The sequence below is a fragment of the Devosia sp. UYZn731 genome (assembly GCF_040546795.1).
Classification (GTDB): domain Bacteria; phylum Pseudomonadota; class Alphaproteobacteria; order Rhizobiales; family Devosiaceae; genus Devosia.
In genome coordinates, this window is sequence record NZ_JBEPOL010000006.1 from 159,302 (window position 1) to 184,526 (window position 25,225).

At 63.3% G+C, this 25,225-nt stretch carries 28 protein-coding genes and 1 tRNA gene; 19 read left to right on the top strand and 10 right to left on the bottom strand.

The window, feature by feature from the left end; translation table 11 throughout:
- Positions 1 to 6: 6 nt before the first annotated feature.
- From ABIB57_RS15985 to lnt, 5 genes are all read right to left on the bottom strand, one after another.
- A complete protein-coding gene (locus tag ABIB57_RS15985; protein ID WP_354042105.1) occupies positions 7 to 204 on the bottom strand; it encodes a Flp family type IVb pilin in 198 nt (65 codons plus the stop codon).
- Positions 205 to 295: 91 nt separating this feature from the next.
- Positions 296 to 703 (bottom strand): (deoxy)nucleoside triphosphate pyrophosphohydrolase, encoded by a 408-nt coding sequence (locus tag ABIB57_RS15990; protein WP_354042106.1) that lies wholly within the window; start codon positions 701 to 703, stop codon positions 296 to 298.
- Entirely contained in the window at positions 700 to 1,449 is a 750-nt protein-coding gene (locus ABIB57_RS15995) for a GNAT family N-acetyltransferase (RefSeq protein WP_354042107.1), read from the bottom strand. Before ABIB57_RS15995 ends, ABIB57_RS15990 begins: the two co-directional genes overlap by 4 nt.
- Position 1,450: 1 nt before the next feature.
- Positions 1,451 to 2,686 carry a bifunctional glutamate N-acetyltransferase/amino-acid acetyltransferase ArgJ gene (argJ, locus tag ABIB57_RS16000; RefSeq protein WP_354042431.1) on the bottom strand — a complete coding sequence of 412 codons (1,236 nt, stop codon included), beginning with the start codon at positions 2,684 to 2,686 and terminating at the stop codon, positions 1,451 to 1,453.
- A gap of 734 nt (positions 2,687 to 3,420) precedes the next feature.
- Positions 3,421 to 5,028 carry an apolipoprotein N-acyltransferase gene (gene lnt / locus ABIB57_RS16005; protein WP_354042108.1) on the bottom strand — a complete coding sequence of 536 codons (1,608 nt, stop codon included), beginning with the start codon at positions 5,026 to 5,028 and terminating at the stop codon, positions 3,421 to 3,423.
- Positions 5,029 to 5,293: 265 nt separating this feature from the next.
- Between lnt and tsaB the strand changes: the two genes are divergently transcribed.
- The 5 genes from tsaB (at position 5,294) to ABIB57_RS16030 (ending at position 7,945) form a co-directional block, all read left to right on the top strand.
- The gene (gene tsaB / locus ABIB57_RS16010) at positions 5,294 to 5,902 is read left to right on the top strand and encodes a tRNA (adenosine(37)-N6)-threonylcarbamoyltransferase complex dimerization subunit type 1 TsaB (protein ID WP_354042109.1); all 609 of its coding nucleotides are present in this window, start codon (positions 5,294 to 5,296) and stop codon (positions 5,900 to 5,902) included.
- Positions 5,899 to 6,378, top strand: a complete 480-nt coding sequence (rimI, locus tag ABIB57_RS16015) for a ribosomal protein S18-alanine N-acetyltransferase (protein ID WP_354042111.1) — start codon at positions 5,899 to 5,901, stop codon at positions 6,376 to 6,378. Before tsaB ends, rimI begins: the two co-directional genes overlap by 4 nt.
- 89 nt (positions 6,379 to 6,467) lie before the next feature.
- Entirely contained in the window at positions 6,468 to 6,860 is a 393-nt protein-coding gene (locus ABIB57_RS16020) for a Fur family transcriptional regulator (RefSeq protein WP_354042432.1), read from the top strand.
- Positions 6,857 to 7,663, top strand: a complete 807-nt coding sequence (locus tag ABIB57_RS16025) for a lysophospholipid acyltransferase family protein (protein ID WP_354042112.1) — start codon at positions 6,857 to 6,859, stop codon at positions 7,661 to 7,663. The genes ABIB57_RS16020 and ABIB57_RS16025 overlap by 4 nt, the downstream gene beginning before the upstream one ends.
- 102 nt (positions 7,664 to 7,765) lie before the next feature.
- Positions 7,766 to 7,945, top strand: a complete 180-nt coding sequence (locus ABIB57_RS16030; RefSeq protein ID WP_354042113.1) for a hypothetical protein — start codon at positions 7,766 to 7,768, stop codon at positions 7,943 to 7,945.
- A gap of 5 nt (positions 7,946 to 7,950) precedes the next feature.
- On the opposite strand, the gene ABIB57_RS16035 is transcribed toward ABIB57_RS16030, so the two are convergent.
- The 3 genes from ABIB57_RS16035 to ABIB57_RS16045 form a co-directional block, all read right to left on the bottom strand.
- Positions 7,951 to 8,196 carry a hypothetical protein gene (locus ABIB57_RS16035; RefSeq protein ID WP_354042115.1) on the bottom strand — a complete coding sequence of 82 codons (246 nt, stop codon included), beginning with the start codon at positions 8,194 to 8,196 and terminating at the stop codon, positions 7,951 to 7,953.
- A gap of 125 nt (positions 8,197 to 8,321) precedes the next feature.
- Positions 8,322 to 9,629: a nicotinate phosphoribosyltransferase gene (pncB, locus tag ABIB57_RS16040; RefSeq protein WP_354042116.1), complete on the bottom strand. Its 1,308-nt coding sequence runs from the start codon at positions 9,627 to 9,629 to the stop codon at positions 8,322 to 8,324.
- Positions 9,630 to 9,965: 336 nt separating this feature from the next.
- Positions 9,966 to 11,117: a winged helix-turn-helix domain-containing protein gene (locus ABIB57_RS16045; protein WP_354042117.1), complete on the bottom strand. Its 1,152-nt coding sequence runs from the start codon at positions 11,115 to 11,117 to the stop codon at positions 9,966 to 9,968.
- 135 nt (positions 11,118 to 11,252) lie between these two features.
- On the opposite strand from ABIB57_RS16045, the gene ABIB57_RS16050 reads away from it, so the two are divergent.
- On the top strand, positions 11,253 to 11,597 hold the full coding sequence (locus ABIB57_RS16050; protein ID WP_354042119.1) for a VanZ family protein: 345 nt from the start codon (positions 11,253 to 11,255) through the stop codon (positions 11,595 to 11,597).
- A gap of 71 nt (positions 11,598 to 11,668) precedes the next feature.
- On the opposite strand, the gene ABIB57_RS16055 is transcribed toward ABIB57_RS16050, so the two are convergent.
- Together ABIB57_RS16055 and ABIB57_RS16060 are read right to left on the bottom strand one after the other, a co-directional pair.
- Positions 11,669 to 11,744 (bottom strand) — tRNA-Ala (locus ABIB57_RS16055).
- Between the two features lie 139 nt (positions 11,745 to 11,883).
- Positions 11,884 to 12,294: a TIGR02300 family protein gene (locus ABIB57_RS16060; protein WP_354042120.1), complete on the bottom strand. Its 411-nt coding sequence runs from the start codon at positions 12,292 to 12,294 to the stop codon at positions 11,884 to 11,886.
- A gap of 194 nt (positions 12,295 to 12,488) precedes the next feature.
- On the opposite strand from ABIB57_RS16060, the gene ABIB57_RS16065 reads away from it, so the two are divergent.
- From ABIB57_RS16065 to ABIB57_RS16125, 13 genes are all read left to right on the top strand, one after another.
- The gene (locus tag ABIB57_RS16065; RefSeq protein ID WP_354042122.1) at positions 12,489 to 13,133 is read left to right on the top strand and encodes a (d)CMP kinase; all 645 of its coding nucleotides are present in this window, start codon (positions 12,489 to 12,491) and stop codon (positions 13,131 to 13,133) included.
- A gap of 221 nt (positions 13,134 to 13,354) precedes the next feature.
- Positions 13,355 to 15,040, top strand: coding sequence for a 30S ribosomal protein S1 (rpsA, locus tag ABIB57_RS16070; protein WP_502914417.1), 1,686 nt, complete (start codon positions 13,355 to 13,357; stop codon positions 15,038 to 15,040).
- Between the two features lie 17 nt (positions 15,041 to 15,057).
- Positions 15,058 to 15,618, top strand: a complete 561-nt coding sequence (locus tag ABIB57_RS16075; RefSeq protein WP_354042124.1) for a GNAT family N-acetyltransferase — start codon at positions 15,058 to 15,060, stop codon at positions 15,616 to 15,618.
- Positions 15,619 to 15,665: 47 nt separating this feature from the next.
- The gene (locus ABIB57_RS16080; protein WP_354042126.1) at positions 15,666 to 15,956 is read left to right on the top strand and encodes a BrnT family toxin; all 291 of its coding nucleotides are present in this window, start codon (positions 15,666 to 15,668) and stop codon (positions 15,954 to 15,956) included.
- On the top strand, positions 15,937 to 16,269 hold the full coding sequence (locus ABIB57_RS16085) for a BrnA antitoxin family protein (protein WP_354042127.1): 333 nt from the start codon (positions 15,937 to 15,939) through the stop codon (positions 16,267 to 16,269). Before ABIB57_RS16080 ends, ABIB57_RS16085 begins: the two co-directional genes overlap by 20 nt.
- Before the next feature lie 64 nt (positions 16,270 to 16,333).
- On the top strand, positions 16,334 to 17,293 hold the full coding sequence (gene sppA, locus ABIB57_RS16090) for a signal peptide peptidase SppA (RefSeq protein WP_354042128.1): 960 nt from the start codon (positions 16,334 to 16,336) through the stop codon (positions 17,291 to 17,293).
- A gap of 37 nt (positions 17,294 to 17,330) precedes the next feature.
- Positions 17,331 to 17,612: an integration host factor subunit beta gene (locus tag ABIB57_RS16095; RefSeq protein ID WP_299727988.1), complete on the top strand. Its 282-nt coding sequence runs from the start codon at positions 17,331 to 17,333 to the stop codon at positions 17,610 to 17,612.
- A gap of 31 nt (positions 17,613 to 17,643) precedes the next feature.
- Complete coding sequence (locus ABIB57_RS16100) at positions 17,644 to 18,006, top strand: lipopolysaccharide assembly protein LapA domain-containing protein (protein ID WP_354042130.1); 363 nt, start codon at positions 17,644 to 17,646, stop codon at positions 18,004 to 18,006.
- A 36-nt stretch (positions 18,007 to 18,042) separates the two neighbouring features.
- Positions 18,043 to 18,690 (top strand): phosphoribosylanthranilate isomerase, encoded by a 648-nt coding sequence (locus tag ABIB57_RS16105; protein ID WP_354042131.1) that lies wholly within the window; start codon positions 18,043 to 18,045, stop codon positions 18,688 to 18,690.
- A gap of 162 nt (positions 18,691 to 18,852) precedes the next feature.
- Complete coding sequence (gene trpB, locus ABIB57_RS16110) at positions 18,853 to 20,076, top strand: tryptophan synthase subunit beta (protein WP_354042133.1); 1,224 nt, start codon at positions 18,853 to 18,855, stop codon at positions 20,074 to 20,076.
- Positions 20,073 to 20,897: a tryptophan synthase subunit alpha gene (gene trpA / locus ABIB57_RS16115; RefSeq protein WP_354042134.1), complete on the top strand. Its 825-nt coding sequence runs from the start codon at positions 20,073 to 20,075 to the stop codon at positions 20,895 to 20,897. Before trpB ends, trpA begins: the two co-directional genes overlap by 4 nt.
- Positions 20,898 to 21,492: 595 nt before the next feature.
- Positions 21,493 to 22,470 carry an acetyl-CoA carboxylase, carboxyltransferase subunit beta gene (gene accD / locus ABIB57_RS16120; protein WP_354042135.1) on the top strand — a complete coding sequence of 326 codons (978 nt, stop codon included), beginning with the start codon at positions 21,493 to 21,495 and terminating at the stop codon, positions 22,468 to 22,470.
- Positions 22,471 to 22,696: 226 nt separating this feature from the next.
- Positions 22,697 to 25,204, top strand: coding sequence for a methyl-accepting chemotaxis protein (locus ABIB57_RS16125; protein ID WP_354042137.1), 2,508 nt, complete (start codon positions 22,697 to 22,699; stop codon positions 25,202 to 25,204).
- Positions 25,205 to 25,225: the final 21 nt, after the last annotated feature.

Below are 25,225 nucleotides of genomic sequence, written 5' to 3' on the forward strand. Positions count from 1 at the left end.
CGCTGCCTAGAGACTATTGGCGGCGTTGCCGATGACCGTGGCGGCGCTGCCGGTGCCGCCGGCATAGAGCGCGGTCAGGTTGGTGCCGAACACCACCAGTGTGCTGATGATGGCGACGGCAACCAGCGCTGCTATCAGGCCATATTCGATGGCGGTGGCGCCCGATTGGTCGCGCAGAAATCGTGCAATCGCAGTCCGCAACATGGCTGGCTGTCCCCCGGCTTCGGTCCGGAGCATTTCATCTTTGGAAAACGATGAAATGCTCTCGGTCGTTATCTCGTCACGCTTCCGGCGCTTAGAGAAGGTCGCAGAGCGCGGCGATCAATGGCGCGTCGGCCGGGGGCATGGGGTAGTCTCGCAGGGCCTGCGGCCGCACCCATTTGAGTGCGGTGTGCTCCCTGGCTTGCGGCTGTCCTTGCCACTTCCGGCAGGCGTAAAGTGGCATCAACAGGTGAAAATTCTCGTAAGAGTGACTGGCGAAAGATACCGGAGCCAGGCACGCGGTCTTGGTGGAAACCCCAAGCTCTTCCTCGAGTTCGCGGATCAGCGCGGCTTCGGGCGTTTCGCCGGCCTCGACCTTGCCACCGGGGAATTCCCATAGCCCCGCCAAGGATTTTCCAGGGGGACGCTGGGCGATGAGGACGCGGCGGTCGGCATCGACCAGCGCGCAGGCGACGACGAGCAGGATAGGGTACTCGCTCATTTGCGCCCGCCCGGTACGCGGTAGCTGTAGTCATATTGGTGGCTGTAGCCGAGGCCAGTGTAGAGCGCCTTGGCCACGGCATTGTCAGTCTGCACATTGAGGGCGGCGGTATGGGCGCCCTGGGTCTTGGCCCAGGCGAGGCCCGAATGCATCATTGCCGAAGCCAGGCCCTGGCGACGACGAGTGGCATCGGTCACCACATTGCCGGTCAGGACGATACCATTGGCCACCGCCATGATCGAGGAGGCCACGGCCGCCCCGTCGCGCGTCAGCACGACGCCGACGGCGGGCACCTTGAATGCGGCCAGCAGGTTCTTGAGCCCGGTCATGGTCTGCTCGTTGTAGCCGCGCAGTTGTTGCGAGGCCGCCAGAAACTTCTCATCCAGCACGGGCAGTAATTGAGCTTCCGGGTCAGCCTCGTGATCGCCAAGCTCCATGGCAAAGAGGTGGCTCGGATCAATCTCCTCCCAGCCGGCCTCATCGAGGGTGGCATTGAGCTCGGGGCTGGACAGGGGCGTGATGCGGAAGACGGGATTGAGTTTTCGGATCACCATCCAGGAGCTGGCCGAAATGACGCGCAGGTCGGCGTCTTCGAAGTCGTCCGGATCAAAGCACTGGATGGAATTGGCGCGCTTGGTATAGCCGCCGGCCGCGCGGCGAACCCATGAGCCGTCCCACTTCTCCTCAATGCCAGGCCAAGCCAGGAGGCTCGCCCGTTCGATGGCTTCGGCGTCCGGAATGCTCATTTCAACTCCGATAGTCGCCGTTGATGGTGATGTAGCCGTGGGTGAGGTCACAGGTGTAGACCGTGGCCTTGCCGTCGCCGAGGCCGAGGCTGACGGTCAGTTCGAGGTCCTCGCCCTTCATGTAGGCGCTGGTGGCGGCTTCGTCGTAAATCGGGGCGCGTTCGCCGTCCTTGGCGACGAGGAGATCGCCGAAGCGGATGGCGAGCTTGTCGCGGTCGGCGGGTTCGCCGGCCTTGCCGACGGCCATGACGACGCGGCCCCAATTGGCGTCCTCGCCCGCAATGGCGGTCTTGACCAAGGGACTATCGGCAATCGATTTGGCGATGCGGAAGGCGCTGGCGTCGGAGGTGGCGCCTTCGACATGGATCGACACCTGCTTGGTGGCGCCTTCGCCGTCGCGGACGACCTGGATGGCGAGATCGAACAGCACGTCGCGCAGGGCCTCGCCGAAGATTTCGGCGCGGGGGTCATCGATGGTTTCAATGGGGGTGACGCCATGGGCCTGGCCGGTCGCGAAGGCCAGCAGAGTATCGGAGGTCGAGGTATCGCTATCGACGGTGATGGCGTTGAAGCTGGTCTGGACGTGGCGGGCGAGGAGCGCCTGCAGCACGGTGGCGGCGATCGGCATGTCGGTGAAGACGAAGGACAGCATGGTGGCCATATCGGGCGCGATCATGCCGCTGCCCTTGGCGATGCCGTTGATGCGCACCTGCGAGCCGTCGAATTCGAGCGTGGCGCCGCTCAGCTTGGCGAACGTGTCGGTGGTCATGATGGCCTTGGCGGGGTCCATCCAGGGGGCGTCGCCGAGCCGGGTCGCCATCTGGTCGAGCACGCCGGCGAATTTGTTGGCGTCGAGCGGCTCGCCGATGACGCCGGTGGAGGCGAGGAAGACTTCGGCGGGTGTGCAGCCAATGGCCTTGGCGGCCAGATCGGCGGTGAGTTCGACCGATTGCTGGCCCTTGGCGCCGGTGAAGGCATTGGCATTGCCCGAATTGACGACGAGGGCGCGGGCAGTGCCGCCGGGCAGGTTGGCCTTGCACCAATCGACGGCGGCCGAGGAGCATTTCGACTTGGTGACGACGCCGGCGACAGTGGTGCCGGCATCGAGCGCGACCAGGAGGACGTCGGTGCGGTTCTTGTATTTGATCCCGGCTTCGGCGGTGGCGAAGCGGACGCCTGCGATGGGCGGCAGCTCCGGATAGGTTTTGGGAGCGAGGGGCGAAACCGGGTGGGCCATGGGGCAAGCCTTGTGGGGATTTTTGGTGTGTTCGATGTGCCCGAAAGATGCGGCATTCGCAAGACGGGACATGCCAAGGCACCGCGCGGGATCGCCGGGCGGTTTTAAAAAGGCTGCGGCATGCGGCGAGACGTGCCTCATGGTAATTTGTAGTAGCGAGACATGTCTCGCCGCATGCGATGGGGTTTCTGGCCGCTCGAACGTGGCCTCCATTATTTCAGGAGACGAACGTCGCGCTGGCCCAGGGATCGCGCGACCGCATTCCCCTCCCACCAAACTCCCCACGGCCGTTCGTCGCGAACCCGCAGCCATTGTGGAGATATCGGGAGGGAGGATACGCCGGGAATCTCAGGTGGGGATAAGGGGGATAAGGGGCAGTAATTCCGGGGCAAGGGATGCTCACACCGCACTCGGTCTTCCCGCGGGCTTGACCCGCGGGGCACTGTCAGGTCGCACTGAATTCGGTGGCGTGGCGAGAGGCCCGCGGGTCAAGCCAGCGGGAAGGGCGGTGGCGGGACTAGATCGAGGCCAGCCATATGGAGTGGAGTGGAGTTGGTTTCGGCTGGCTCCACTCGTGGGGAGAGTTCCCCCCACCCTGGCCAGCCGTTCGGGCATAGCCCTCATGGCCTTCTTGTCTCAAATCGCTCCACTGGAGCGATTTGCCCTTCGGGACGCCGCGAAGCCCCTCAAGGGGGAGGGGACGATGGAGCGGATGGATTGGCCTCGTGATGGTGTCACAGCCCCTTGCGCCGCCGCCCTCTTGCCGCAACCACCGAGATCAGCAGCCCCAACCCCAGCGCCACCAGCAGCGGCCAGTACCGCACCTGTGCAAACATGGTGCTCCCTAGGCGCTCATGCGGGCTGACGTCGAGCACTGCCATTTCCTGCGGCGCCAGTTGGGCGGTGATGCGACCAAAAGGGTCGGTGGCGAAGGTCAGTCCGGAATTGGCGGCGCGGATCAGGCTCATGCCTTCTTCCACCGCCCGCAGCCGTGCGTGGTGGGCGTGCTGGGCCGGCCCGATCGAGCCGTCGAACCACGCATCATTGGTGACGTTGAACAGATACGCCGCGTTCGCCGCGTCGCCGAGATCGCCCGAAAACAGGATTTCGTAGCAGATCAGCGCCAGGAACGACGGCGCGCCGGGCAGGCTCATCAGCCGGCGCTTGGCGTCGCCATGCGCCCAGCCATTGGCGCCGGGCACGAATTGCTTGATGCCCAGCTTGGCGAAAAAGTCCTGGAACGGCAAAAATTCGCCGAACGGCACCAGATGCGACTTGTCGTAGCTGGTCGCCACCTCGCCATTGGTGTCGATGGCCAGGATCGCGTTGAACGGCGGCGCCTGGCTGCCATCGGGCTGGTATTGTTCGCGCGGCGCCCCGGCCAGCAGCGTCGTGGTGTCGGGCAGCATGCGGGCAATCCGCGCCAGCGCATCGGGATACTGGCTCAAAAAGAACGGCAAGGATGATTCGGGCCACACCAATTGGGTGATATCGGCTAGGCCCTTGTCCTCGGGCCCGGTCTGCATTTCCGACAACATCAGCAGCTTGTCGATCAGCGCCACCGGATCGACATGGCTCCAGTCGGCATGATCGTAGATCAGCGGCTGGACCAGCCGCATTGCCACGTCGGTGCGCTCAGGTGTTTCCGGCTCGCGCAGTCGGTTAAAGCCATAGCCGAGCTGCGCCGCCAAAATGGCGATCGACAGGAAAAACGGGAACAGCCGCCGGCTCAGCGTGCGCCCATCGGCCGGCCAGATCAGCGCCGGCGTCATCGCCAGCAGCGCCGCCAGCAGGGTCAGCCCATAGACGCCGATCACCGAGGCCAGTTGCATCAATTCGTCCGTGCCAGTCAGCGAATAACCCAGGAGATCGAACGGAAATCCGGTCAGCACATGGCCGCGCGCCCACTCGGCAATGGTCACGAAGGTCGCCAGCGTCACGATGCGCCAGGCACCATTGGACCAGAACAGATGCGCCGCTGCGCTCGCCAGCCCCCAGAAAAACGCGATCAGTGCCGCCAATGCCAGGATGGCGAACGGCATCAGCGCGATCATCACCCCGCCTTCGACGAAGAAAGCGGCGCCCAGCCAATGGAACGCGACCGTGAAATAGCCCCAGCCGAAGGCGAAGCCGATATTGAATGCCGGCCCGAACACCAGGCGCCAGCCGCGCCGGCGCTCGGCGCCGTCAAGGCACCACACCCAGACCGGGAAGGTGATGAAGATCGCGGGCAGGATGAACCACGGCGCGATCGATAGCGCCGCAATCGCGCCGGCAATCACCAGCAGCAGGAAACGCCGCCAGCCATGGCTGAGCATGGCGGTTTCAGCCAGCCAGGTCATGGCGCGGAAGCCCAAAGCGAATCAGAGTGCATCTTGGCAAACTCGCTGTCGGGGGCAGGGGCGTCAAGGCGGGCTCTTCACCTCTCCCTTAGGGGGAGAGGTCGGCTCGCGCTAGCGAGACGGTTGAGGGGGGCCTTTACTGGGTGAGATGGTGGGGAAGGCCCCCTCACCCGACCCAAGAGGGTCGACCTCTCCCCCAAATGGAGAGGTGAAGTGGGGTGCCTTCCGGCTCGACTTGGCGCAGCACTCGGGCTAGAGCGGTGCCATGTCCTTGCCCATCACGCTCGCCATCGATACCGCTGCGCCGCGCCTGCAACTGGCCGTGCTGCGCGGCGATGGCACGATCGATATCTCCATCGACGACATCGCCACCGGCCACGCCGAATTGATCTTCGAGCGCATCGCGACGCTCCTATCGCGCAACGGCCTTGGCTATCCCGACCTCGCCCGCGTCGCCGTCACCACCGGACCCGGCTCCTTCACGGGCCTGCGCATTGGGCTCTCCGCCGCCCGCGGCATCGCCCTGGCCCGCACCATTCCCGCCGTCGGCATTCCGAGCCTTCTAGCGCTGTCGCTATCCGCCAGCGGGCCGTCGACCGTGCTGCTCGATGCGCGGCGCCACGAAGCCTATTTCCAGATGTTCGCCGGGCCGGGGCAGCCCGTCAGCAAAGCCGATATTGTACCCATGGCGATCGCCCAGGCCGCCATCGTGCCCGGAACCACGCTGATCTCCGCCCCTTTCGTCGATATCGCGCTGGTGGCGCTCTATGGCGCCGCGGCCGATCCGACGACCCATCCACCCGAACCCGATTATGTGCGCGATGCCGATGCCAAGCCGCAATCGGCGGCGCGTATCGCGAGGCTCACCCCATGATGAAGCTCTGGATGGCCCCCGGCGGCCTGCATATCGAACCCGGCCAGTCGGGTGATGCGGGCGAGCTCGCGCGCATTCACGCCAAGGGCTTTTACCGTGGCTGGCCACGCGAGGAATTCATCGGCTTTCTCACCGAACAGTCGACGCCGCTCTACGTGGCCTGCGACGCCAAGCGTCGCATTGCGGGGTTCGCGCTGATCCGCCACGCCGCCGACGAGGCCGAATTGCTCACCATCGCGGTCGATCCGAAATGGCGCGGCAAGAAGATTGGCCAAGCGCTGCTGCGCGCCGCCTTCGACGATCTCCTGCTGACCCCGGCCCGCCGCATGTTCCTCGAGGTCGACGAGCAGAACGCCGCGGCGATCCGCCTCTATACCAGCCAGGGCTTTGTCCGCGTCGGCACCCGCAACGGCTATTACCCGCGCCCGGACGGATCGGCCGCCACCGCGCTTGTCATGGCGCGCGATCTTGGATAACCCCGTTTGATGGGGAAGCATTTTGGGGCAATCGCGTGAGCAAGAGCCAGACCGATCCGACGCTTGAAGAAGCCTGCGTCGCCAAGGGCATGCGCATGACCGACCAGCGCCGCGTCATTGCCCAGGTGATCGAGGCCGCGTCCGACCATCCCGATGTCGAGGAGCTGTACCGCCGCGCCTCGGCGGTGGATGATCGCATTTCCCTGTCGACCGTCTACCGCACCGTCAACCTGTTCGAAGAAGCGGGCCTCGTCACCAAGCACGATTTCAAAGACGGTCGCGCACGGTTCGAGCTGATCCCCGACGAACACCACGACCACCTGATCGATATCCGCTCCGGCAAGGTCATCGAGTTCCGCAATGAGGAAATCGAGGCCATCCAGGACGTCATCGCCCGCAAGCTGGGCTATCGCCTCGTCGACCACCGCCTCGAGCTTTATGCCGTGCCGCTGGAGGTAAAAGACAAGGACGGCAAGCCATGATGCTGCTGCGCTCGCTGTTCTTCGTCTTCGTGTATATCCCGGTGCTCATCGTCGTCATCCCGGCGCAAGCGCTGGTCAACGCGCTGCATCTGCCGTTCTGGAACGTCATTCCCCGCTTTTTCCACCGCGTCGGCTGCGTCTTCCTCGGCCTGCGCGTTCGCGTCATCGGCCAGCCCGCAACCGGGCGGGCGACGCTTTTGGTGTCCAACCACATTTCCTGGACCGATATCGTCGCCATCGGCTCGGTTGCCGATGTCACCTTCGTGGCCAAGCGCGAAGTGGGCGAGTGGTTCTTCGTCGGCATGATGGCGCGGCTGCAAAAGACCATCTTCGTCGATCGAACCCGCCGCAGCGATGCCGGCCGCACCAGCCGCGAAATGGGCAGGCACATGGCGGGCGGCAATGCGGTGCTGCTGTTTGCCGAGGGCCAGTCCGATATCGGCACCCATGTGCTGCCGTTCCGCTCGGCGCTGGTGGGAGCCGCCCAGATCGCCATGATCGAGGCCGGCGCCACCGATGTGCTGATCCAGCCGCTGACCATCGCCTATACGCGCCTGCAGGGACTGCCGGTCAGCCGCAATGAGCGTTCGCTGATCGCGTGGGTCAAATCCAAGTCGCTGAAGCAGAACATAGGCGAAATCCTCTCCGGCGGCGTCAAGGATGTCACCGTGGCCTTTGGCACACCGATGGCGCTGGGCGAGGGCGCCGACCGCAAGGCGGTCAGCAAGGCCGCCGAAAACGAGGTGCGCCGTACGCTGGTGGCGCTCAATCGCGGCCGCGATATCCCCGACATCGCCGCCTGATTGCGGAACGATAAAATCCCACCCGTTAAGCCTAACGGCGGCCTCCGCTTGGGCGTTAAGCCTTGGTTAGCTATATGGCTCGCATCGGCAGGGGATGCGACGATGATGGTGATCGGGCAAATATTGGCAATGTGGCTGATCGTCGGCGGGACCATCGTGTGGTTCGTGCGCGACGAGAAGCGCCGTTACGACGCGATCCTCCGCGCCAAGGCCGTGCACTACGCCAAGGCCCCGCATTACCGATACCCCGATCCTGAAGAGCCGGAAATCTTCGGGCTTTAGGCGTTTTAGCCGAGATTCGCCTTGAGCCGCGCCACGATACTGGCGGCCTTTAGCATCAGCGCTATGTCTACGTCGCCCTCGCTCTTGGGCTCGGCGAATTGGGCCCAGACCGGGATGAACAATTCGTGGTTGGCGTCGTGGCCATCGATGCTTTCGCGCAATACGACGCGCACCTTCCCCGTCACCCGCCCCTTGAGGTGGGGGTGATCGTGTTTTTCGGTGACGGCGATATCGATCAATTCATGCGGCAAGTCTTTGGCTCCTGTGGGAGCCCCCGCGCTGAAAACTAGTCGCGGATGGTTCACGCTTCCTTAACGGGGCATGCCGGCCACAAGTTCTCCACAGCGGAACATATTGTCGTCCTGTGCTCGCCGCGTCACACCTTGACGGCGTGTTCCACCCTGCCGGCATCGCCGAAAAGCCGCAGATACCGCTCGATTTCTTCAGGCGTACCAGTGGCCTTGGCGGGGTTATCGCTCAGCTTGACCGCCGGATGGCCATTCGCCTGGCTGACCTTGATGACGATCGAAATCGGATCGAGCCTGGTGTTGAGGTCGGGCGAGCAGCCCTCGAAATCATTGGTCAGGTTGGTGCCCCAGCCAAAGGCCATGCGCACCTTGCCGTCGAAATGCAGATAGGCTTCCTCGATCATGTCGACGTCGAGTCCGTCGGAAAAAATCAGCAGCTTTTCGCGCGGATCGCGCCCGCGTTGCTTCCACCAGGCGATGATGCGCTCGCCGCCTTCGATCGCTGGGGCGCTGTCGGGCCGGAACCCGGTCCAGTCAGCCACCCAGTCGGGCGCGTGCTTGAGGAACGAATCGGTGCCGAAGGCGTCGGGCAGCACGATCTTGAGATTGCCGCCGTAATAGCTCTCCCAATCCTGCAGCACCTGATAGGGCGAAGCGATGAGCTGCTCGTCGGTTTTCGACAGGGCCGCCAGCACCATGGGCAGCTCATGCGCATTGGTGCCCAGGGCCTCAAGATCATTGTCCATCGCCAGCTTGACGTTGGAGGTGCCGGTAAACGCCTCGCCAATGCCTTCCTTGAGCGCCTCGACGCACCAGCGCTGCCACAGGAACGAGTGTCGCCGCCGCGTGCCGAAATCGGAAATCTTGAGGTCCGGTAGCTTTTGCAGCCGCTCGACCTTTTCCCACATCTTGGCCTTGGCGCGGGCATAGAGCACGTCGAGCGCGAATGGGCCGTAATGCTTCATCGCGGCGCGAGAGCGCAGTTCGTTGATGATTGCCAGGGCTGGAATTTCCCACATCGAGGTTTCCAGCCACGAGCCGGCAAATTCTAGCACGAACTGGCCGTCGCGCTTTTCGAGGTGATATTCCGGCAGGCTGAAGGTTTCGAGCCACTTGAGAAAGCCCGGCTCGAAAATCTGCTGGCTGCCATAAAAGCTGTTACCGGCCAGCCAGATCATTTCCTTTTTGGAAAACCGCACGGTCCGGGCGTGATCGAGCTGCGCGCGCAGTTCATGCTCGTCGATTTCCTCGGCCAGCAGCACGCTTTTGGTGCGGTTGATGAGCGAGAACGTGGCGTTGACCTTGGGATAGAGCCCCCAGATCATCTGCAGCATCAGCAGCTTGTAGAAGTCCGTATCGAGCAGGCTGCGCACGATCGGATCGAGCTTCCAGGTATGGTTGTAAACCCGCCGGGCAATATCGGTATACGTCGCCATCGGGATCCCGCCTGCTCAAAAATGCGCCACGCTTTTAGCCTGCTGGGGCAGGGTTGGAAAGCCGGGGAAGAGCCAGAACCGTTCGGTTTGGGGTGAGTGGCCAAAGGTTTCTGGGTCACCAACCTCTCAGTCGACACCCTCCCCCTCGCGGGGAGGGATCAAGGGAGGGGGGAAGTTTGGCCCCAATTTGATATCGTGGCTCCGAACACCCCCACCCTGCCTCCCCCGTCAAGGGGGAGGTGTCTGCCGGCGGATGTGGCTCGATTGAGTTCAACGAGCAGAGGGAACCTTCCTCCTGATCGGGGAGGCAGGGGCGGCGTTCTGGAATGTCGGGATCTACTCCCGTCCCAGCTGAAACGCCTCGAACCGCCCCAGTTCTTCCTCGATCGCCGCCTTTACCTCGGCGCTCTCGTCCTCCAGCCACGTCCATTTTTGCACCAAAAGCTTGCCCGCCGCCCGGTCGGTCTTCAAATCCAGCGCCGCCACGATGCGATCGCCCATCAGCACCGGCAGGGCGAAATAGCCCAGTTTGCGCTTGGCCGCCGGCACATAGGCCTCGAAAATATGGTCATAGCCAAAGAACGCGCTGAGCCGCTTGCGCTGGATGATCAGCGGATCGAACGGCGACAGGATATGCACCAGCTCGGCCGGCGCATGCGTCGCCTCCAGCACTTCGGGCGCCACCCAATGCTGCACTTTGGGCGCATGCTCCAGATGCACGGGCACCAGCAGCTTGCGCCGCACCCGGCTGTCGATCAGCGCCTTGACCGCGCCCTTGCTGGGCGCATCGAGATGGCAGATCGAATCCAGGCTGACCACGCCTTGCGACCTCAGCGCCCGCTCCAGTAGATATTCGGCCACCTGTTTGGCGCTGGGCGGCTTGGGCGGCTTGTCCCAGCCGAAATGGCGCTCCGTCAGCTCATAGCTCTTGAGCATGCCCTGACGGGCGCTGATCGCCACCAGCCCCTGGTAGAACGCCAGTTGCAGCGCCCGCTTGGAGGGCTTGCGGCTGGCCCAGGGGTGATCCTTTTCCACCAGCTCGTCATCGTCGATATCGCGGATGGACAGCGCCCCATCGGTCTTGATGCGCCTAAGCACCTTCTTGATTTCGGCCGGGGTGACGCTGCCATACCAGCCGCCGTCCTTGGCTCGATAGGCCTTCATCGCCGGCAGGAAAAACCGCAGGTCGCGCGTCGGCACATAGGCCAGCGCATGGGTCCAGTATTCGAACACCGATTTGTCCACCGACTGCGCTTGCGTCAGGTGCGCACGCCGATAGTCCGGAATGCGGGAATAGAGGATGTGGTGGTGGCACCGCTCGATCACATTGATGGTATCGATCTGAACATAACCCAGATGCTCGACCGCCAGCCGCGTCGCCTCCGCCCCCTCGCCGAACGGCGCGGCGGTATCCAGCCGCTGCGCCCGCAGCCAGATGGCGCGGGCCACAGCGGGATCGATGGCATGGGAAGCTTTTGCATTGGCCAAGGCGCGACTCGGGTTGAGGATAGCTGGCACGATGTTTGTCCGACAATGCGCTGGCCGGTCAATTTGCAAATCAAGCGTGCGCGATGCGACAGGCTGCCAGTTTTCAGCGGCCCGCGTAGCAGGTATGACAGTGCCATGAACCGAATCGTCATTCTGGCCGCCTGGCTGGCCCTCATCCTCATCGCCATCATGACCGTGGGGCCAATCGACCTGCGCCCGGTCAGCGGCGCCCCGCCGCAATTCGAGCGCGCCGTGGCGTTCCTGGTCGTGGGTTACCTGTTTGCCCTGGCCTATCCCAGGCACATCTGGTGGGCCGTGCTGGTGGTGGTCTGCGCCACCTTCGGGCTGGAACTCCTGCAAAACCTGCGTCCCGACCGCCACGGCCGCGAAGCCGACGCCCTCGCCAAATTCGCCGGCGCCGCCGTCGGCCTGGCGCTCGGCTGGCTCAGCGCCAGGATCATGGCCCGCCGCGCGGGGTGATTCCTAAGCACGCAAGGACGCTGCGCCAAGGCAATGTCCGTCATGATCGTGATGGCAGGGTAAGAAGGAAATGGTGGAGCCTAGCGGGATCGAACCGCTGACCTCTTGCATGCCATGCAAGCGCTCTCCCAGCTGAGCTAAGGCCCCATTCCATGGGTCTTCGACGGGGTATTCCCTGCCGAAGCGTGGCGCAACCTAGTGTAGGCTTCCCGCACACGCAAGTGCCTATTTGACACTTTTTTATTTCCCCGGTTTGAGCCTCAAACCGGGGAAAAATCGTTATGAATCAGCGGTCGTCGTCGCCGCCGACGTCGAAGGCGAGGTCGTCGTCATCGTCTTCTTCTTCGAGGAACACGTCTTCCTCGTCGTCGGCCAGCTCTTCGTCGACTTCGACATCGACGTCCTCGGTATCGGGAATTTCTTCCTCGCCCGAATCTTCGGCATCGGCGTCTTCCAGCGACACGATCTCGGGCGCTGCGACGTCTTCGACTTCCTCTTCTTCTTCCGTCTCGTCTTCCTCGTCAGCGACCTTGCGGACGATGGCCGGGGCCGGCTTGGCGGCCGCTACCGTCTCGAAATACGAGCGCGGATAGGATTTGCCGGTATAGGGCGAAACGATCGGGTCGTTCCCCAGGTCATAAAATTTCTTGCCCGTCTCAGGGTCGGTGCGTTTGGTGCCGCGGTCGGAACTGGCCATCGAGGTTCCTTATATCGTAGATTTCATGGCGGGCGGGGCCCGCTTCGGTCAGTCCGGTTAGGGGGAAACCAGAACCCTGTCAAACCGAAAATGCCCGGCGCCATCCCGGCAACGCTGCCTTGCACCAAACTGGGGAGTGGCGTTAGCGCCCGGCTCCGTGATAGGTCCGCCCCAAATGTGATGGAGGCCACGCGATGATCATCGCTGTCGATGGACCCGCCGCGTCGGGCAAGGGCACGCTGGCCAGCGGACTGGCCCGGCATTACCGCTTGCCCTATCTCGATACCGGCCTGCTCTACCGCGCCGTCGGCCGGGCGGTGGAAGCCTATGAGGATAGCGAACAATTCGAGGAGCGCGCCATCGCGGCGGCGCTGACGCTGGACGAAGGCGACATCGATCCCGAATTCCTGCTCAGCGCCAAGATCGGCACCTTGGCCTCCAAGGTCGCGGTCATCGGCGCCGTGCGGCGCGCTCTGTTCGACTATCAGCGCGACTTTGCTACCCAGGACAACGGCGCCGTGCTCGACGGGCGCGATATCGGCACGACCATCTGCCCGGAAGCCGACGTCAAACTCTTCATCCAGGCCGACAGCAAGGCGCGCATGGAACGCCGCGCCCGCCAGCTCGAGGCCCGCGGCCAGGCCGTTGACAGATACGCCCTCTATCACCAGATAGAAGAGCGGGACGCTCGTGACATGGCCAATCCCAATGGCGGCTTTTATAAAGCCAATGACGCGCACTTGCTCGACACCACGCTTCTCGATATAGAAGCCGCACTCCGCGCCGCCATCGCGATCGTCGATGGGACCATGGCCCGTAAGGCAGAGGCTAGCCTCTAATTTCCTCCTTGCGAACTCGGTCCCCGCCGATCACCCAGCGACAACGCCGGACCTAGATCCAATTCCATTGCCGTTCTGAACGGTTGCTCGTGCGCCGGCTGCTGATCTCTCAGCAGGCGGGCGCCGTTTCTGGCAATGGCTCAACCCCAAACCACCGGCGCTCTGGAGAACTGAATTTGGCACAGCAAACTGTGAGCAAAGAAGATTTTGAATCGCTGTTGATGGACTCGTTCATCGACAACGAGCCCCTTGAAGGCGCCGTCGTCAAGGGCACCGTGGTCGCGATCGAAAAGGATCTGGCGATCATCGACGTCGGTCTCAAGACCGAAGGGCGCATCGCGCTCAAGGAATTCGGCCAGGCTGGCCGCGATGGCACCATCAAGGTGGGTTCGATCGTCGAGGTCTATGTCGACCGCGTCGAGAACTCGCTGGGCGAAGCCGTCCTCAGCCGTGAAAAGGCCCGTCGTGAAGAGAGCTGGGTCAAGCTCGAAGTCATGTACAACAACAATGAACGCGTTGAAGGCGTCATCTTCAATCAGGTCAAGGGCGGCTTCACGGTCGACCTCGAAGGCGCCATCGCCTTCCTGCCGCGTTCGCAGGTGGACATTCGTCCGATCCGCGATATCGCGCCGCTGATGAATGTGCCGCAGCCGTTCCAGATTCTGAAGATGGACAAGCGTCGCGGCAACATCGTCGTCTCGCGTCGTGCTATCCTTGAAGAATCGCGTGCCGAACAGCGTTCGGAAATCGTCCAGCAGCTCGAAGAGGGCCAGGTTGTCGACGGCGTGGTCAAGAACATCACCGATTACGGTGCGTTCGTTGATCTCGGCGGCATTGACGGCCTGCTGCACGTCACCGATATCGCCTGGCGCCGGGTCAATCACCCGACCGAAGTGCTCACGATCGGCGAGACCATCAAGGTCCAGATCGTGCGTATCAACCACGAGAGCCACCGTATCTCGCTCGGCATGAAGCAGCTTCAGGCCGACCCGTGGGATGGCATCGAGGCCAAGTACCCGATCAACTCCAAGTTCACCGGCCGCGTCACCAACATCACCGACTACGGTGCTTTTGTTGAACTCGAGCCCGGCATCGAGGGGCTGATCCACGTCTCCGAAATGAGCTGGACCAAAAAGAACGTCCACCCCGGCAAGATCGTCTCGACCTCCCAGGAAGTCGAAGTCGTCGTGCTCGAGGTCGATCCCGACAAGCGCCGCATCTCGCTGGGTCTCAAGCAGACCCTGGCCAACCCATGGGAAAGCTTCGCCGAGAAGTTCCCCGTCGGTTCCACCATCGAAGGCGAAGTCAAGAACAAGACCGAATTCGGCCTGTTCATCGGCCTCGACGGCGATGTGGACGGCATGGTTCACCTCAGCGATCTCGATTGGCAGAAATCGGGCGAAATCGCGCTCGAGGACTACAATCGCGGCGATATGGTCACCGCCAAGGTGCTCGACGTCGATGTCGAGAAGGAACGCATTTCGCTCGGTATCAAGCAGCTGTCGACCGGCGAGAATTCGTCCTCGGCTCCCGCTTCGTCCTCGGGCGAGTCCACGGCTGACGCCGGCGGCATCCGCAAGGGTTCTGTCGTCACCGGCACCGTGACCGAAGTCAACGAAGGCGGCATCGAAGTGCGCATCGCCGACTCGGACATGACCGCCTTCATCCGTCGGGCCGACCTGTCGCGCGATCGTAACGATCAGCGTCCGGAACGCTTCAGTAAGGGTGAAAAGGTCGACGCCCGCGTCGTCCAGTACGATCGCAAGACCAGCCGCATTTCCCTTTCCATCAAGGCGCTCGAAATCGCCGAGGAAAAGGAAGCGGTCGCCAACTACGGTTCGTCCGATTCGGGCGCTTCGCTGGGCGACATCCTGGGCGCTGCCCTCAAGGATCGCGACCAGAAGTAATCCTGGTTGCTGATCGAATGATCGAGCCCGCGCTGTCCAGCGCGGGCTTTTTTGTAGAAGCCGGGGGGCATATGGATCATCGCGGCATTCACTGGCGGGCCTTGAGCACGCTCGACCTGCCCACGGTCGAAGCGATCGCCGCTGTGGTGCATCCAGATTTTCCCGAAGACACCGCCGTTTTCGCCGAGCGCCAGCGCCTCTACCCCGATGGCGCGCGGTTTCTGGAACTGGGCGGCATTCCGTCCGGCTACATCATCAGCCATCCCTGGACGTTCAAATCCCTGCCGGCGCTGAATTCGCGCCTCGGCACTATTCCAGCCGATGCCACCACCTATTACCTGCACGACCTGGCACTGCTCAACAAAGCCCGCGGCACCGGCGCCGCCGCCATGATTGTCGGCGACATCATCAACCACGCCCGCGCCCAGGACTTCGCCAATATCAGCCTTGTCGCCGTGAACGGTTCCCAGCCGTTCTGGCACAAGCACGGTTTTCGCGTTCTGGATGTGCCCGAGTTGGCCGACAAGCTCGCCACCTACGAGACCGCTGCCCGGTTCATGGTCAAGCCGCTTGTGTAGTTACAAAAGTGTAGTTACATTTGGCCTAGGCGCAGAGGGGGCTATGCGTGGAATTCGAATGGGACGAGAACAAACGACTGCTGAATTTGGCGAAGCACGACGTCTATTTCGAAGACGCCGTGCTTGTCTTTAACGATCCCAACGAGCTGACCCAGCCCGCCAAGACGGTGGATGGCGAGGAGCGGTTCAAGACCATTGGGCGCTTTGGCGATGAGGCTATGCTGCTCGTAATTCATACGCGCCGAGAAGCTTTCGGCGACGGTTTAACCATCCGCATTATTTCAGCCAGACCAGCGTCGCGGGCAGAAAGGAAACGCTATGAACGACGAGAGCCCTAAGTTTGCGCGCTATGTGCCCGGTCCGGTAACGGACGAGCAGGTTGAGCGTATGCGCAAACTGGCCGATTTGCCCGATAGCGAGATCGACTTCTCTGATATCCCCGAGCTGGATGATGCATTCTTCGAGTACGCCAAGCAGGGCACGATGTATCGGCTCACCAAACAGCAAACCACGCTGCGCCTCGATGCCGATATTCTCGACTGGTTCAAGCGCCATGCCAAGGACGGCAAGGGCTACCAGACCGACATCAACAAGGCGCTGCGGGCCTATGTGGTGGCGCAGGAGCGCCGGGCGGCCAAGAAGGCGCCCTGACCGCCGCCTTGCAAATCCGCAGTCGCAGCGCTACCTCCAGCACTCTTAGTTCCGCGAGGCGCCCGTGACCGATCAGCCCGACCCTGTTCGCCCTGTTGACGCCCATGGCGTCGTCGCCGCCGAAACCTATCGCCGCTCGCGCGGTTTCTGGCGCGTGCTGGCATTCGTGGCGCTCGCTATCGCGGTCCTGGCGCTGCTTGGCCGTTTCGCCTTTTCCAATGCGCCCGTGGGCGACCACATTGCCCGCTTGGTCGTCGATGGCACTATCTCCACTGATCCCGCGCGGCTTGCCGCCATCAATGACCTCGCCAACGACACCAGCGTCAAGGCCGTCATCGTTGCCATCAATTCCCCCGGCGGCACCACGGCGGGCGGCGAGGAACTCTATGAGGCGCTCGGTCAGCTCCGCGCCAAAAAGCCCGTCGTTGCGGTGATCAAGGAGCTGGGCGCTTCGGCCGCCTATATGACCGCCATCGCCACCGACCGCATTTTCGCCCGCCGCCTGTCGATCGTGGCGTCCATCGGGGTGCTCTATCAGCACGTCAATGCCGGCAAGCTGCTCGATACTATCGGGCTCGATTTTGATAAGGTGGCCTCCGGCCCGCTCAAGGCTGAGCCTGATTTCAACGAGCCGATGGAAGGCGCTGCCCGCGCCTCGATCGCCGCCTTGGTCGATGACAGCTTCCAGTGGTTCGTCGATGTCGTGGCCGAACGGCGCGGCCTAACCCGCCCCGAAGCCCTGGCTTTGGCCGATGGCCGCATCATGACCGGCCGCGTTGGCGTGCAATCCAAACTGATCGATCAGATCGGCGGCGAGCTCGAAGCCCAGGCCTGGCTCGTGTCCGATCGCAATGTTCCCGCCGATCTTAAGGTGATCACAGCCTATCCGCAGCCCGAACAAGGCTTCGGCTGGCTGGCCAATTTCGCCAACGGGCAGGCGCGTTCCGCGCTTGGTCTGCCTGCCGCAGGCCCCATCACGCTTGACGGGCTGGTCTCGCTTTGGCAGGTTGGCGCGGCGCTCTGAGCGAGGGGCTCAAAACGCAATACGACCGGAGTAGGCGATGATCAAATCCGAACTCGTCGAGAAGCTGGCGGCCGAAAATCCGCATCTGTTTCAGCGCGACATCGAAAATATCGTCAATGCCATCCTCGATGAGGTCGGCGACGCCATGGCGCGCGGCGATCGCGTGGAATTGCGCGGCTTCGGCGCCTTCTCGGTCAAGAACCGTCCGGCCCGCGTCGGGCGCAATCCGCGCACTGGCGAACAGGTCGATGTCGGCGAAAAATATGTCCCCCAGTTCAAGGCCGGCAAAGAAATCCGCGAGCGGCTGAACCGCGAATAGAAGCGCTCGGCGATTAAGGCATACGAAGGCAATGATTAAGCGCATCGTTGGCTGGTTGGTCCTGGTGCCCTTGTGTGCGCTGTTGATCGTCTTCGCCCTGGCGAACCGGCAGTTCGTCGCCCTCAATTTCAATCCCTTCGTCGCCCCCGAAGTGCTGCAGCAACCCGGCTACGGGGTGCCGTTGTTCCTCGTGCTCTATGTCGTGCTGCTGGTCGGCGTCATGCTGGGCGGCATCGCCACCTGGTTTGCCCAGAGCCAGCACCGCCAGCGCGAACGCCATTGGCGGCGCGAGGCGCAGGTGCTCAATGGCGAACTCGAAGCCCTGCGCAAGAGCCAGCGCCAGCCCTCCGCGACGGCCCTCGGCGAGGTCGATGATCTGCTGGAACTGCGATGATCCCCCATTCCCCAACCCCACGAGCCTGACGTCCCCATGGCCGAACCCCTGATCGTCAAAATTTGCGGGATCAAGACTCCGGACATGCTGGAGGTCGCGATCGAGGCCGGCGCCGATATGGTGGGCTTCATGCATTTCCTGCGCTCGCCACGCCATGTCAGCGTCGAGGAGGTGGCCAGCCTCATCTCCGAGGCGCGTGGCCGGGTGCAGACCTGCGTCGTGCTGGTCAATCCCGACAATTCCTGTGTCGCCGAAATCGCCGCCCTCGGTCCCGACTGGATCCAGCTCCACGGCCCCGAAACCCCCCACCGCGTCGAGGCCATCCGCGCCGAGGCCGGCGTCGAGATCATGAAGGCGCTGCCCATCGGCGGCCCCGAAGATATTGCCCATGTGGCCGCCTTCGCCCAGATTGCCGACCGCATCCTGCTCGATGCCAAGCCGCCCAAGGGCGCCGACCGGCCCGGCGGGCTGGGCGAAAGTTTCGACTGGTCCCTGCTCAAGGCGCTTGACCCTGGCCTTGACTTCATGCTTTCCGGGGGCCTGACGCCGGACAATGTCGCCGAGGCGATCCGCACCGTGCGGCCGTTTGGCGTGGACGTGTCCTCGGGCGTGGAAACCGCGCCCGGCGTCAAGGACAAGCGGCTGATCGAAGCCTTCATCCGCAACGCGCGGGCGGCTCAATAGGCCTTTCTCTCCCTCCCCCTTGTGGGGAGGGTGGCCCCGAAGGGGTCGGGTGGGGGTTTTCTTCCATCGCACCGGGGCTATCCCCCACCCTTGGCGCTGCGCGCCGTCCCTCCCCACAAGGGGGAGGGAGACGCAGGAGCCGAAGCATTTATGCGAGGTAACGTGAGTACGACCGGCATCAATTCCCTGCGCAACGGCCCCGACGAGGCGGGCAATTTCGGCCAGTTCGGCGGCCGCTTCGTCGCCGAAACGTTGATGCCGCTGATCCTCGACCTCGAAGCCCATTACCGCGCCGCCCAGGTCGATCCTGCCTTCAAGGCCGAACTCGGCGATCTGTCCACCCATTATGCCGGCCGCCCCAGCCCGCTCTATTTCGCCAAGCGCGTCACCGAGCATCTTGGCGGCGCCAAGGTCTGGTTCAAGCGCGAGGAGCTGAACCACACCGGCTCCCACAAGATCAACAATTGCCTCGGCCAGATTTTGCTGGCCAAGCGCATGGGCAAGACCCGCGTCATCGCCGAAACCGGCGCCGGCCAGCACGGTGTCGCCACCGCAACGGTCTGCGCCAAGTTCGACCTGCCCTGCGTCATCTTCATGGGCGCCACCGACGTCGAGCGGCAGATGCCCAATGTGCTGCGCATGAAGATGCTGGGCGCCGAGGTTCGTCCGGTCACCGCCGGCGCCGGCACGCTCAAGGACGCCATGAACGAGGCCCTGCGCGATTGGGTCACCAATGTAGACAGCACCTATTACCTGATCGGCACTGCCGCCGGCCCACATCCCTATCCCGAAATGGTGCGCGATTTTCAGTCGGTCATCGGTACCGAGATCAAGGACCAGTTCCAGAAGGCCGAAGGCAAGCTGCCCGACGCCGTGGTCGCCTGCGTCGGCGGCGGCTCCAACGCCATCGGGAGTTTCCACGCTTTTCTCGATGACTCATCGGTTGCTCTTTATGGCGCCGAGGCCGGCGGGCACGGCATCGATGTCGAAAACGGCCATGCCGCGAGCATGACCGGCGGCCGCCCCGGCGTGCTGCATGGCAACCGCACCTACCTCCTGCAGGACAAGGACGGCCAGATTCTCGAAGGTCACTCGATTTCGGCGGGCCTCGATTACCCTGGCGTCGGCCCCGAACATTCGTTCCTGCACGATACCAAGCGCGTCACCTATGCGCCGATCACCGACGACGAGGCGCTCGAAGCCTTCCAGCTTTGCACCAAGCTCGAGGGCATCATCCCGGCGCTGGAATCGGCGCACGGTCTGGCGCTGCTGATGAAGGTTGCCAAGACCATGGGCAAGGACCAGTCGATCGTGCTGTGCCTGTCCGGTCGCGGCGACAAGGACGTCGAAAGTGTCGGCAAGTATCTGGGATTGTTGAAGTCATGAGTACCCGTATTGCCACCCGCTTTGCCGCGCTGAAAGCCCAGAACCGCGCCGCGCTCGTCACCTATATCATGGCCGGCGATCCAGACCTGGCCGTGGGCCAGGCTCTGCTGGATATGCTGCCGCAGGCCGGCGCCGATATTATCGAGCTGGGCATGCCGTTTTCCGATCCGATGGCCGATGGTGTCTCGGTGCAACGCGCCGGCCAGCGCGCACTCGCGGCCGGACAGACGCTGCGCGGCGTGCTTGCCATGGTGGAGGATTTCCGCCGCAAGGACGACACCACCCCCATCGTGCTGATGGGCTATTACAACCCGATCTATTCCATGGGCGTCGATGCGTTCCTTGCCGCCGCCGTCCATGCCGGCGTCGATGGCCTGATCGTCGTCGACCTGCCGCCCGAGGAAGATGACGAGCTGTGCCTGCCCGCGTTGGCGGTTGGCATCAATTTCATCCGCCTCGCCACGCCGACGACCGACGATCAGCGGCTCCCCGTCGTGCTCAACAACACGTCGGGCTTCGTCTATTACGTCTCCATGACCGGCGTGACCGGCGCTGCCATCAAGTCGCGCGGCGCGGTCGGCGATGCTGTCGCGCGCATCAAGCACCATACCGATCTGCCCATCGTCGTGGGTTTCGGCATCAAGACCGCCGACGACGCCGCCGATATCGGCAAGCATGCCGATGGCATCGCGGTGGGTTCGGTGCTGGTCGATACGGTGGGCAACTCGCTGCTCGACGGCAAGCCAACCGACAAGACCGTTGGGGCTTTGCGCGATGTGGTGGCGAGCTTGGCGGGTGGGGTGCGGCGGGCGCGGGCGTAAGCTAGGCGGAACCACACTTGGATCGAGCCAGCACACAAGTCGCGACGCGTTTCCTTTTTGCCGGATTGCTGGCATATGGCCTCTCGGGATGTGACACAGCACCGTATCGACCCGAATTGGTTGCCGCATTCCTTGAGGAATTCCCGACGTCCAGGGTCTCAGAAGCCACTACCGGCAAGGGGTGCTTCTTCTTCAGGTTTTCGCTGCCAACACAAGACTTAGAGACATATCTCAAAAGCCGATCAGCAGTTGAAAATGGATGGGTAGCCGCCCCATTCCGCATCCTGGATGACAACGCACATCTCGTCGCGGACAATCACAGCGTCCCGCTAGACTGTACGAGCGACGATAACCAATGGATGCGCACATCCACGAAGGACCGCAGGATTACTACTATCGCGTAGGAGCCGGCGGTCTGACCGGATTTTTTGCGATGCCAGACAGCGGCGACGTAGTTGTTTTTGGCAGCGGCTAGCAGGGTGTTCTGCGGTGCATAGAATGACCCCCGCTTTGCCAAGCCGCACCCACCCTGATAACATTTGCCATAATCGGCGCTTATTTCTGCGCCAACTGGTGTCTTAAAAGGCAAAAGACCATGAACTGGATCGATAACTTCGTCCGCCCGAAAATCCGCTCGTTCCTCTCCAACAAGCGCGAGACGCCGGAAAACCTTTGGGTCAAGGACCCGGAGTCTGGCGAGATGGTGTTCTATCGTGATCTGGAAGCCAATCAGTGGGTGGTGCCCAATTCGGGCTACCACATGAAAATCAAGCCGGCCGACCGGCTGGAAACCTTCTTCGACGATGGCAAATACGATCTGGTGGCCATCCCGGCCGTGCCGGTCGATCCGCTGAAATTCCGCGATCAGAAGCGCTATGTCGACCGTCTCAAGGAAGGCCGCGTCAAGACCGGCTTCGATGACAGCGTCATCGTCGCCTCGGGCAAGCTCTATGGCCGCGACACCACCGTGGCGGTGCAGGATTTCGATTTCATCGGCGGCTCGCTCGGCATGGCGGCCGGGCAGGGCATCATTACCGGGCTCGAAACCGCCGCCAGCCGCAAGACCCCCTTCGTGTTGTTCGTGGCCTCGGGCGGCGCGCGCATGCAGGAAGGCATTTTTTCCCTGATGCAGATGCCGCGCACCACGGTGGCCGTGCTGCGCCTGCGTGAAGCCGGCCTGCCCTTTTTCGTGGTGTTCACCGATCCCACCACCGGCGGCGTCACGGCCTCCTATGCCATGCTGGGCGATATCCACATTGCCGAGCCCGGCGCGCGCATCGGTTTTGCCGGCGCCCGTATCATCGAGCAGACCATTCGCGAAAAGCTGCCCAAGGGTTTCCAGCGCTCCGAATACCTGTTCGAGCACGGCATGGTCGATATGGTGGTGCATCGCCACAAGCTGCGCTCCACCATCGGCTCGCTGGCCGGCATCCTGATGCGCAACGAGGCGGTGGATGAACTGGCCTCCTCGGCCATGACCACCACCACGCGCGTCAGCCTGCGCGATGCCGCCGCGGCAGCCGAAAGCGACGACGACCTGGCCCTGATGCCGCCGGCTGCCCACGCCGAATAATCAGAGCATGATCGGGAAAAGCGGGCGCCGCTTTTCCGAACAGACTGCGGACCGGTAGAAACGCGGAGTTGAGGGCGTCTCGACCAGAAGTCATCAAGCTCCAACCGTCCGAACTTCCTTTACCGGCACTTAATATCGTTTCAGGTACTATTGCGCGCTGCCAAAGAGCTCAGCGCGCATCCTCTTGCGTCGCCGCCAGCCAGCGGCATTCGCGAGGGGGAACTGCATGTTCAAATTCCGTTCGATGTCGATTGCCCGCAAGCTGCCGTTGGCGCTGATCGGCTCGGCCCTGCTGGTCAGTATCGGCGTCGGCAGCGCCAGCTACCTGATCGGCTCGAACGCGCTGCGCGCCTCGGCCGAAAGCCGGCTGCTCACGCTGGCCTCCGAACGCGCCACGCAGGTGTCGACCTATCTCAAATCGGTCGAGGATGACCTGACGGCCACCTCGCGCTCCGAGGCCACCGTGCAGGCCCTGCGCGATTTCGGCGGCGCCTGGCTGCAGTTCAAGGTCAACCCGACCGAAGAAGTGCGCACCCTCTACGTCACCAACAATCCCAAAAAGGATGATCTGGCGGCTTTGGATACGCTGGGCACCACCGGCGCCTATGACGTCACCCACACCCGCTTCCATCCCGGCTTCCGTAGCCAGATCGCTGCGCGCGGCTATCGCGATCTCTACCTCTTCGACCTCAAGGGCTCGCTGGTCTATTCGGTCGACAAGGGCGACGATTTCGGCACCAATTTCGTCACCGGCCCGCTGGCCTCCTCGGCCTTGGGGCAGGTGTTTGCCAAGGCCGTCGCCATCGAAACCCCCGACGATCTGGTGTTTGCCGATTTCGCGCCTTATGCGGCTGCGGGCGGCCTGCCGGCCAGTTTCTTCGCCAAGCCGGTGTTCAATGCCACCGGCCGCAAGGTTGGCGTGCTGGCCATCCAGCTCCCCTCCGAACGGCTCGATGCCGTCATCGGCAACCGCACCGGTTTCGGCGAGACCGGCGAGGCGCTGGTCGTCGGTTCCGACGGGCTGCTGCGCTCGGACTCCATTTTCACCGAAGCCAATGACGCGCTGGTCACCAGCTTTGCCGCCCCCGCACTCGACGAGGCCATTGCGGGCGCCACGGGCGAAGGCACCTCGACGGCCTATCGGGGCGCCGAAATGCTGGTCGCCGCCGCTCCGGTCACCACGCGTGCCGGCAACTGGGCGGTGGTCGCCGTGATGGCCACCGGCGAAGTGCTCGCGCCCATCGTCGACATGCGCAACATGATGCTCGCTATCGGCGCGGCCCTCCTGGCCGTTGTGGCTTTAGCCGGCTGGCTGTTCTCGCGCAGCGTCACGCGGCCGATCACGTTGCTGACCGGCGCCATGCAGGAACTCGCCCAGGGTAATCTCAACATTCGCATCAAAGGCGCCGGCCGCACCGACGAATTGGGCGCCATGTCGCGCGCCGTCGAAGTGTTCCGTCAAAACGGCCAGAAGGTCACCGAGCTGACCGAGGCCGAGGCGGCGCAGTCGATCGCCCGTCGCGCTGATCGTGCCTCAATGATGCAGAGCCTGCAGCGCTCCTTTGGCGACGTGGTCGATGCCGCCATCGCGGGCGATTTCAGCAAGCGCGTCGATGCCCAATTCCCCGATGCCGAACTCAATGGCCTCGCCAAAAGCGTCAATGCCCTGGTCGAAACTGTCGATCGTGGCCTCGGCGAAACCGGCGAAGTGCTGGCGGCTCTCGCCGAAACCGACCTGACCCTGCGCGTGCGCGGCGATTACGAAGGCGCTTTCGCCCGCCTCAAGGACGATACCAACGCTGTGGCGCAGAAGCTCGGCGACATTGTCGGCCAGCTCCGCGACACCTCCGGCGCCCTTAAACGTGCCACCGGCGAAATCCTCTCCGGCGCCAACGACCTGAGCGAACGCACCACCAAGCAGGCCGCCACCATCGAAGAAACCTCGGCCGCCATCGAACAGCTTGCCAACACCGTCGCCGAGAACGCCAAGAAGGCCGAATCAGCCAGCGTGCAGGCCCAGGCCGTCACCAAGACCGCCGAGGCCGGTGGCGCGGTGATGGCGGAAGCCAATGACGCCATGGAGCGGATCACGCAATCGTCGGCCAAGATTTCCAATATCATTGGCCTGATCGACGACATCGCCTTCCAGACCAACCTCTTGGCCCTGAACGCCTCGGTCGAAGCCGCCCGCGCCGGCGATGCCGGCAAGGGATTTGCCGTGGTTGCCGTCGAAGTGCGGCGTCTCGCCCAATCGGCCGCCAGCGCGTCGTCGGACGTCAAGGCGCTGATCGAGCAATCCGCCAATGAAGTGCGCGGCGGCTCGCGGCTGGTTTCAGACGCTGCCTCCAAGATTTCCAGCATGCTGGGCGCCATCCGCGACAATACCGCCGCGCTCGAGGCCATTTCGCGCGATAGCCGCAAGCAGGCGCTCTCGATCGAAGAGGTCAGCACCGCCGTGCAAGTGCTCGACGAAATGACCCAGCACAATGCCGCCCTGGTCGAAGAAACCAACGCTGCCATCGAGCAGACTGAAGCGCAGGCGAGCGAGCTCGACCGCATCGTCGATATCTTCACCCTCGCCGAAGCCCCCGCCCGCGCCCCGTCGCGCCCGGTTGCCGTGCCCCAGCCCGCCGGCGCCCGCGGCATTCAGCAAAAACTCAAAGCCGGCGCTGGCACCTATTTGCGGCGCGGCAATACAGCCACGGCGGTGGACAAGGACTGGAACGAGTTCTGAGGGCAGGGACCGTCCCCGATC

Excerpts from the sequence above, each read along its gene's own strand:
- ABIB57_RS15985 (WP_354042105.1), bottom strand. The coding sequence starts at position 204 with ATGTTGCGGACTGCGATTGCACGATTTCTGCGCGACCAATCGGGCGCC.
- ABIB57_RS15990 (WP_354042106.1), bottom strand. The coding sequence starts at position 703 with ATGAGCGAGTACCCTATCCTGCTCGTCGTCGCCTGCGCGCTGGTCGAT.
- ABIB57_RS15995 (WP_354042107.1), bottom strand. The coding sequence starts at position 1,449 with ATGAGCATTCCGGACGCCGAAGCCATCGAACGGGCGAGCCTCCTGGCT.
- argJ (WP_354042431.1), bottom strand. The coding sequence starts at position 2,686 with ATGGCCCACCCGGTTTCGCCCCTCGCTCCCAAAACCTATCCGGAGCTG.
- lnt (WP_354042108.1), bottom strand. The coding sequence starts at position 5,028 with ATGACCTGGCTGGCTGAAACCGCCATGCTCAGCCATGGCTGGCGGCGT.
- tsaB (WP_354042109.1), top strand. The coding sequence starts at position 5,294 with ATGTCCTTGCCCATCACGCTCGCCATCGATACCGCTGCGCCGCGCCTG.
- rimI (WP_354042111.1), top strand. The coding sequence starts at position 5,899 with ATGATGAAGCTCTGGATGGCCCCCGGCGGCCTGCATATCGAACCCGGC.
- ABIB57_RS16020 (WP_354042432.1), top strand. The coding sequence starts at position 6,468 with ATGCGCATGACCGACCAGCGCCGCGTCATTGCCCAGGTGATCGAGGCC.
- ABIB57_RS16025 (WP_354042112.1), top strand. The coding sequence starts at position 6,857 with ATGATGCTGCTGCGCTCGCTGTTCTTCGTCTTCGTGTATATCCCGGTG.
- ABIB57_RS16030 (WP_354042113.1), top strand. The coding sequence starts at position 7,766 with ATGATGGTGATCGGGCAAATATTGGCAATGTGGCTGATCGTCGGCGGG.
- pncB (WP_354042116.1), bottom strand. The coding sequence starts at position 9,629 with ATGGCGACGTATACCGATATTGCCCGGCGGGTTTACAACCATACCTGG.
- ABIB57_RS16050 (WP_354042119.1), top strand. The coding sequence starts at position 11,253 with ATGAACCGAATCGTCATTCTGGCCGCCTGGCTGGCCCTCATCCTCATC.
- ABIB57_RS16060 (WP_354042120.1), bottom strand. The coding sequence starts at position 12,294 with ATGGCCAGTTCCGACCGCGGCACCAAACGCACCGACCCTGAGACGGGC.
- ABIB57_RS16065 (WP_354042122.1), top strand. The coding sequence starts at position 12,489 with ATGATCATCGCTGTCGATGGACCCGCCGCGTCGGGCAAGGGCACGCTG.
- rpsA (WP_502914417.1), top strand. The coding sequence starts at position 13,355 with ATGGACTCGTTCATCGACAACGAGCCCCTTGAAGGCGCCGTCGTCAAG.
- ABIB57_RS16075 (WP_354042124.1), top strand. The coding sequence starts at position 15,058 with ATGATCGAGCCCGCGCTGTCCAGCGCGGGCTTTTTTGTAGAAGCCGGG.
- ABIB57_RS16085 (WP_354042127.1), top strand. The coding sequence starts at position 15,937 with ATGAACGACGAGAGCCCTAAGTTTGCGCGCTATGTGCCCGGTCCGGTA.
- ABIB57_RS16095 (WP_299727988.1), top strand. The coding sequence starts at position 17,331 with ATGATCAAATCCGAACTCGTCGAGAAGCTGGCGGCCGAAAATCCGCAT.
- ABIB57_RS16100 (WP_354042130.1), top strand. The coding sequence starts at position 17,644 with ATGATTAAGCGCATCGTTGGCTGGTTGGTCCTGGTGCCCTTGTGTGCG.
- ABIB57_RS16105 (WP_354042131.1), top strand. The coding sequence starts at position 18,043 with ATGGCCGAACCCCTGATCGTCAAAATTTGCGGGATCAAGACTCCGGAC.
- trpA (WP_354042134.1), top strand. The coding sequence starts at position 20,073 with ATGAGTACCCGTATTGCCACCCGCTTTGCCGCGCTGAAAGCCCAGAAC.
- accD (WP_354042135.1), top strand. The coding sequence starts at position 21,493 with ATGAACTGGATCGATAACTTCGTCCGCCCGAAAATCCGCTCGTTCCTC.
- ABIB57_RS16125 (WP_354042137.1), top strand. The coding sequence starts at position 22,697 with ATGTTCAAATTCCGTTCGATGTCGATTGCCCGCAAGCTGCCGTTGGCG.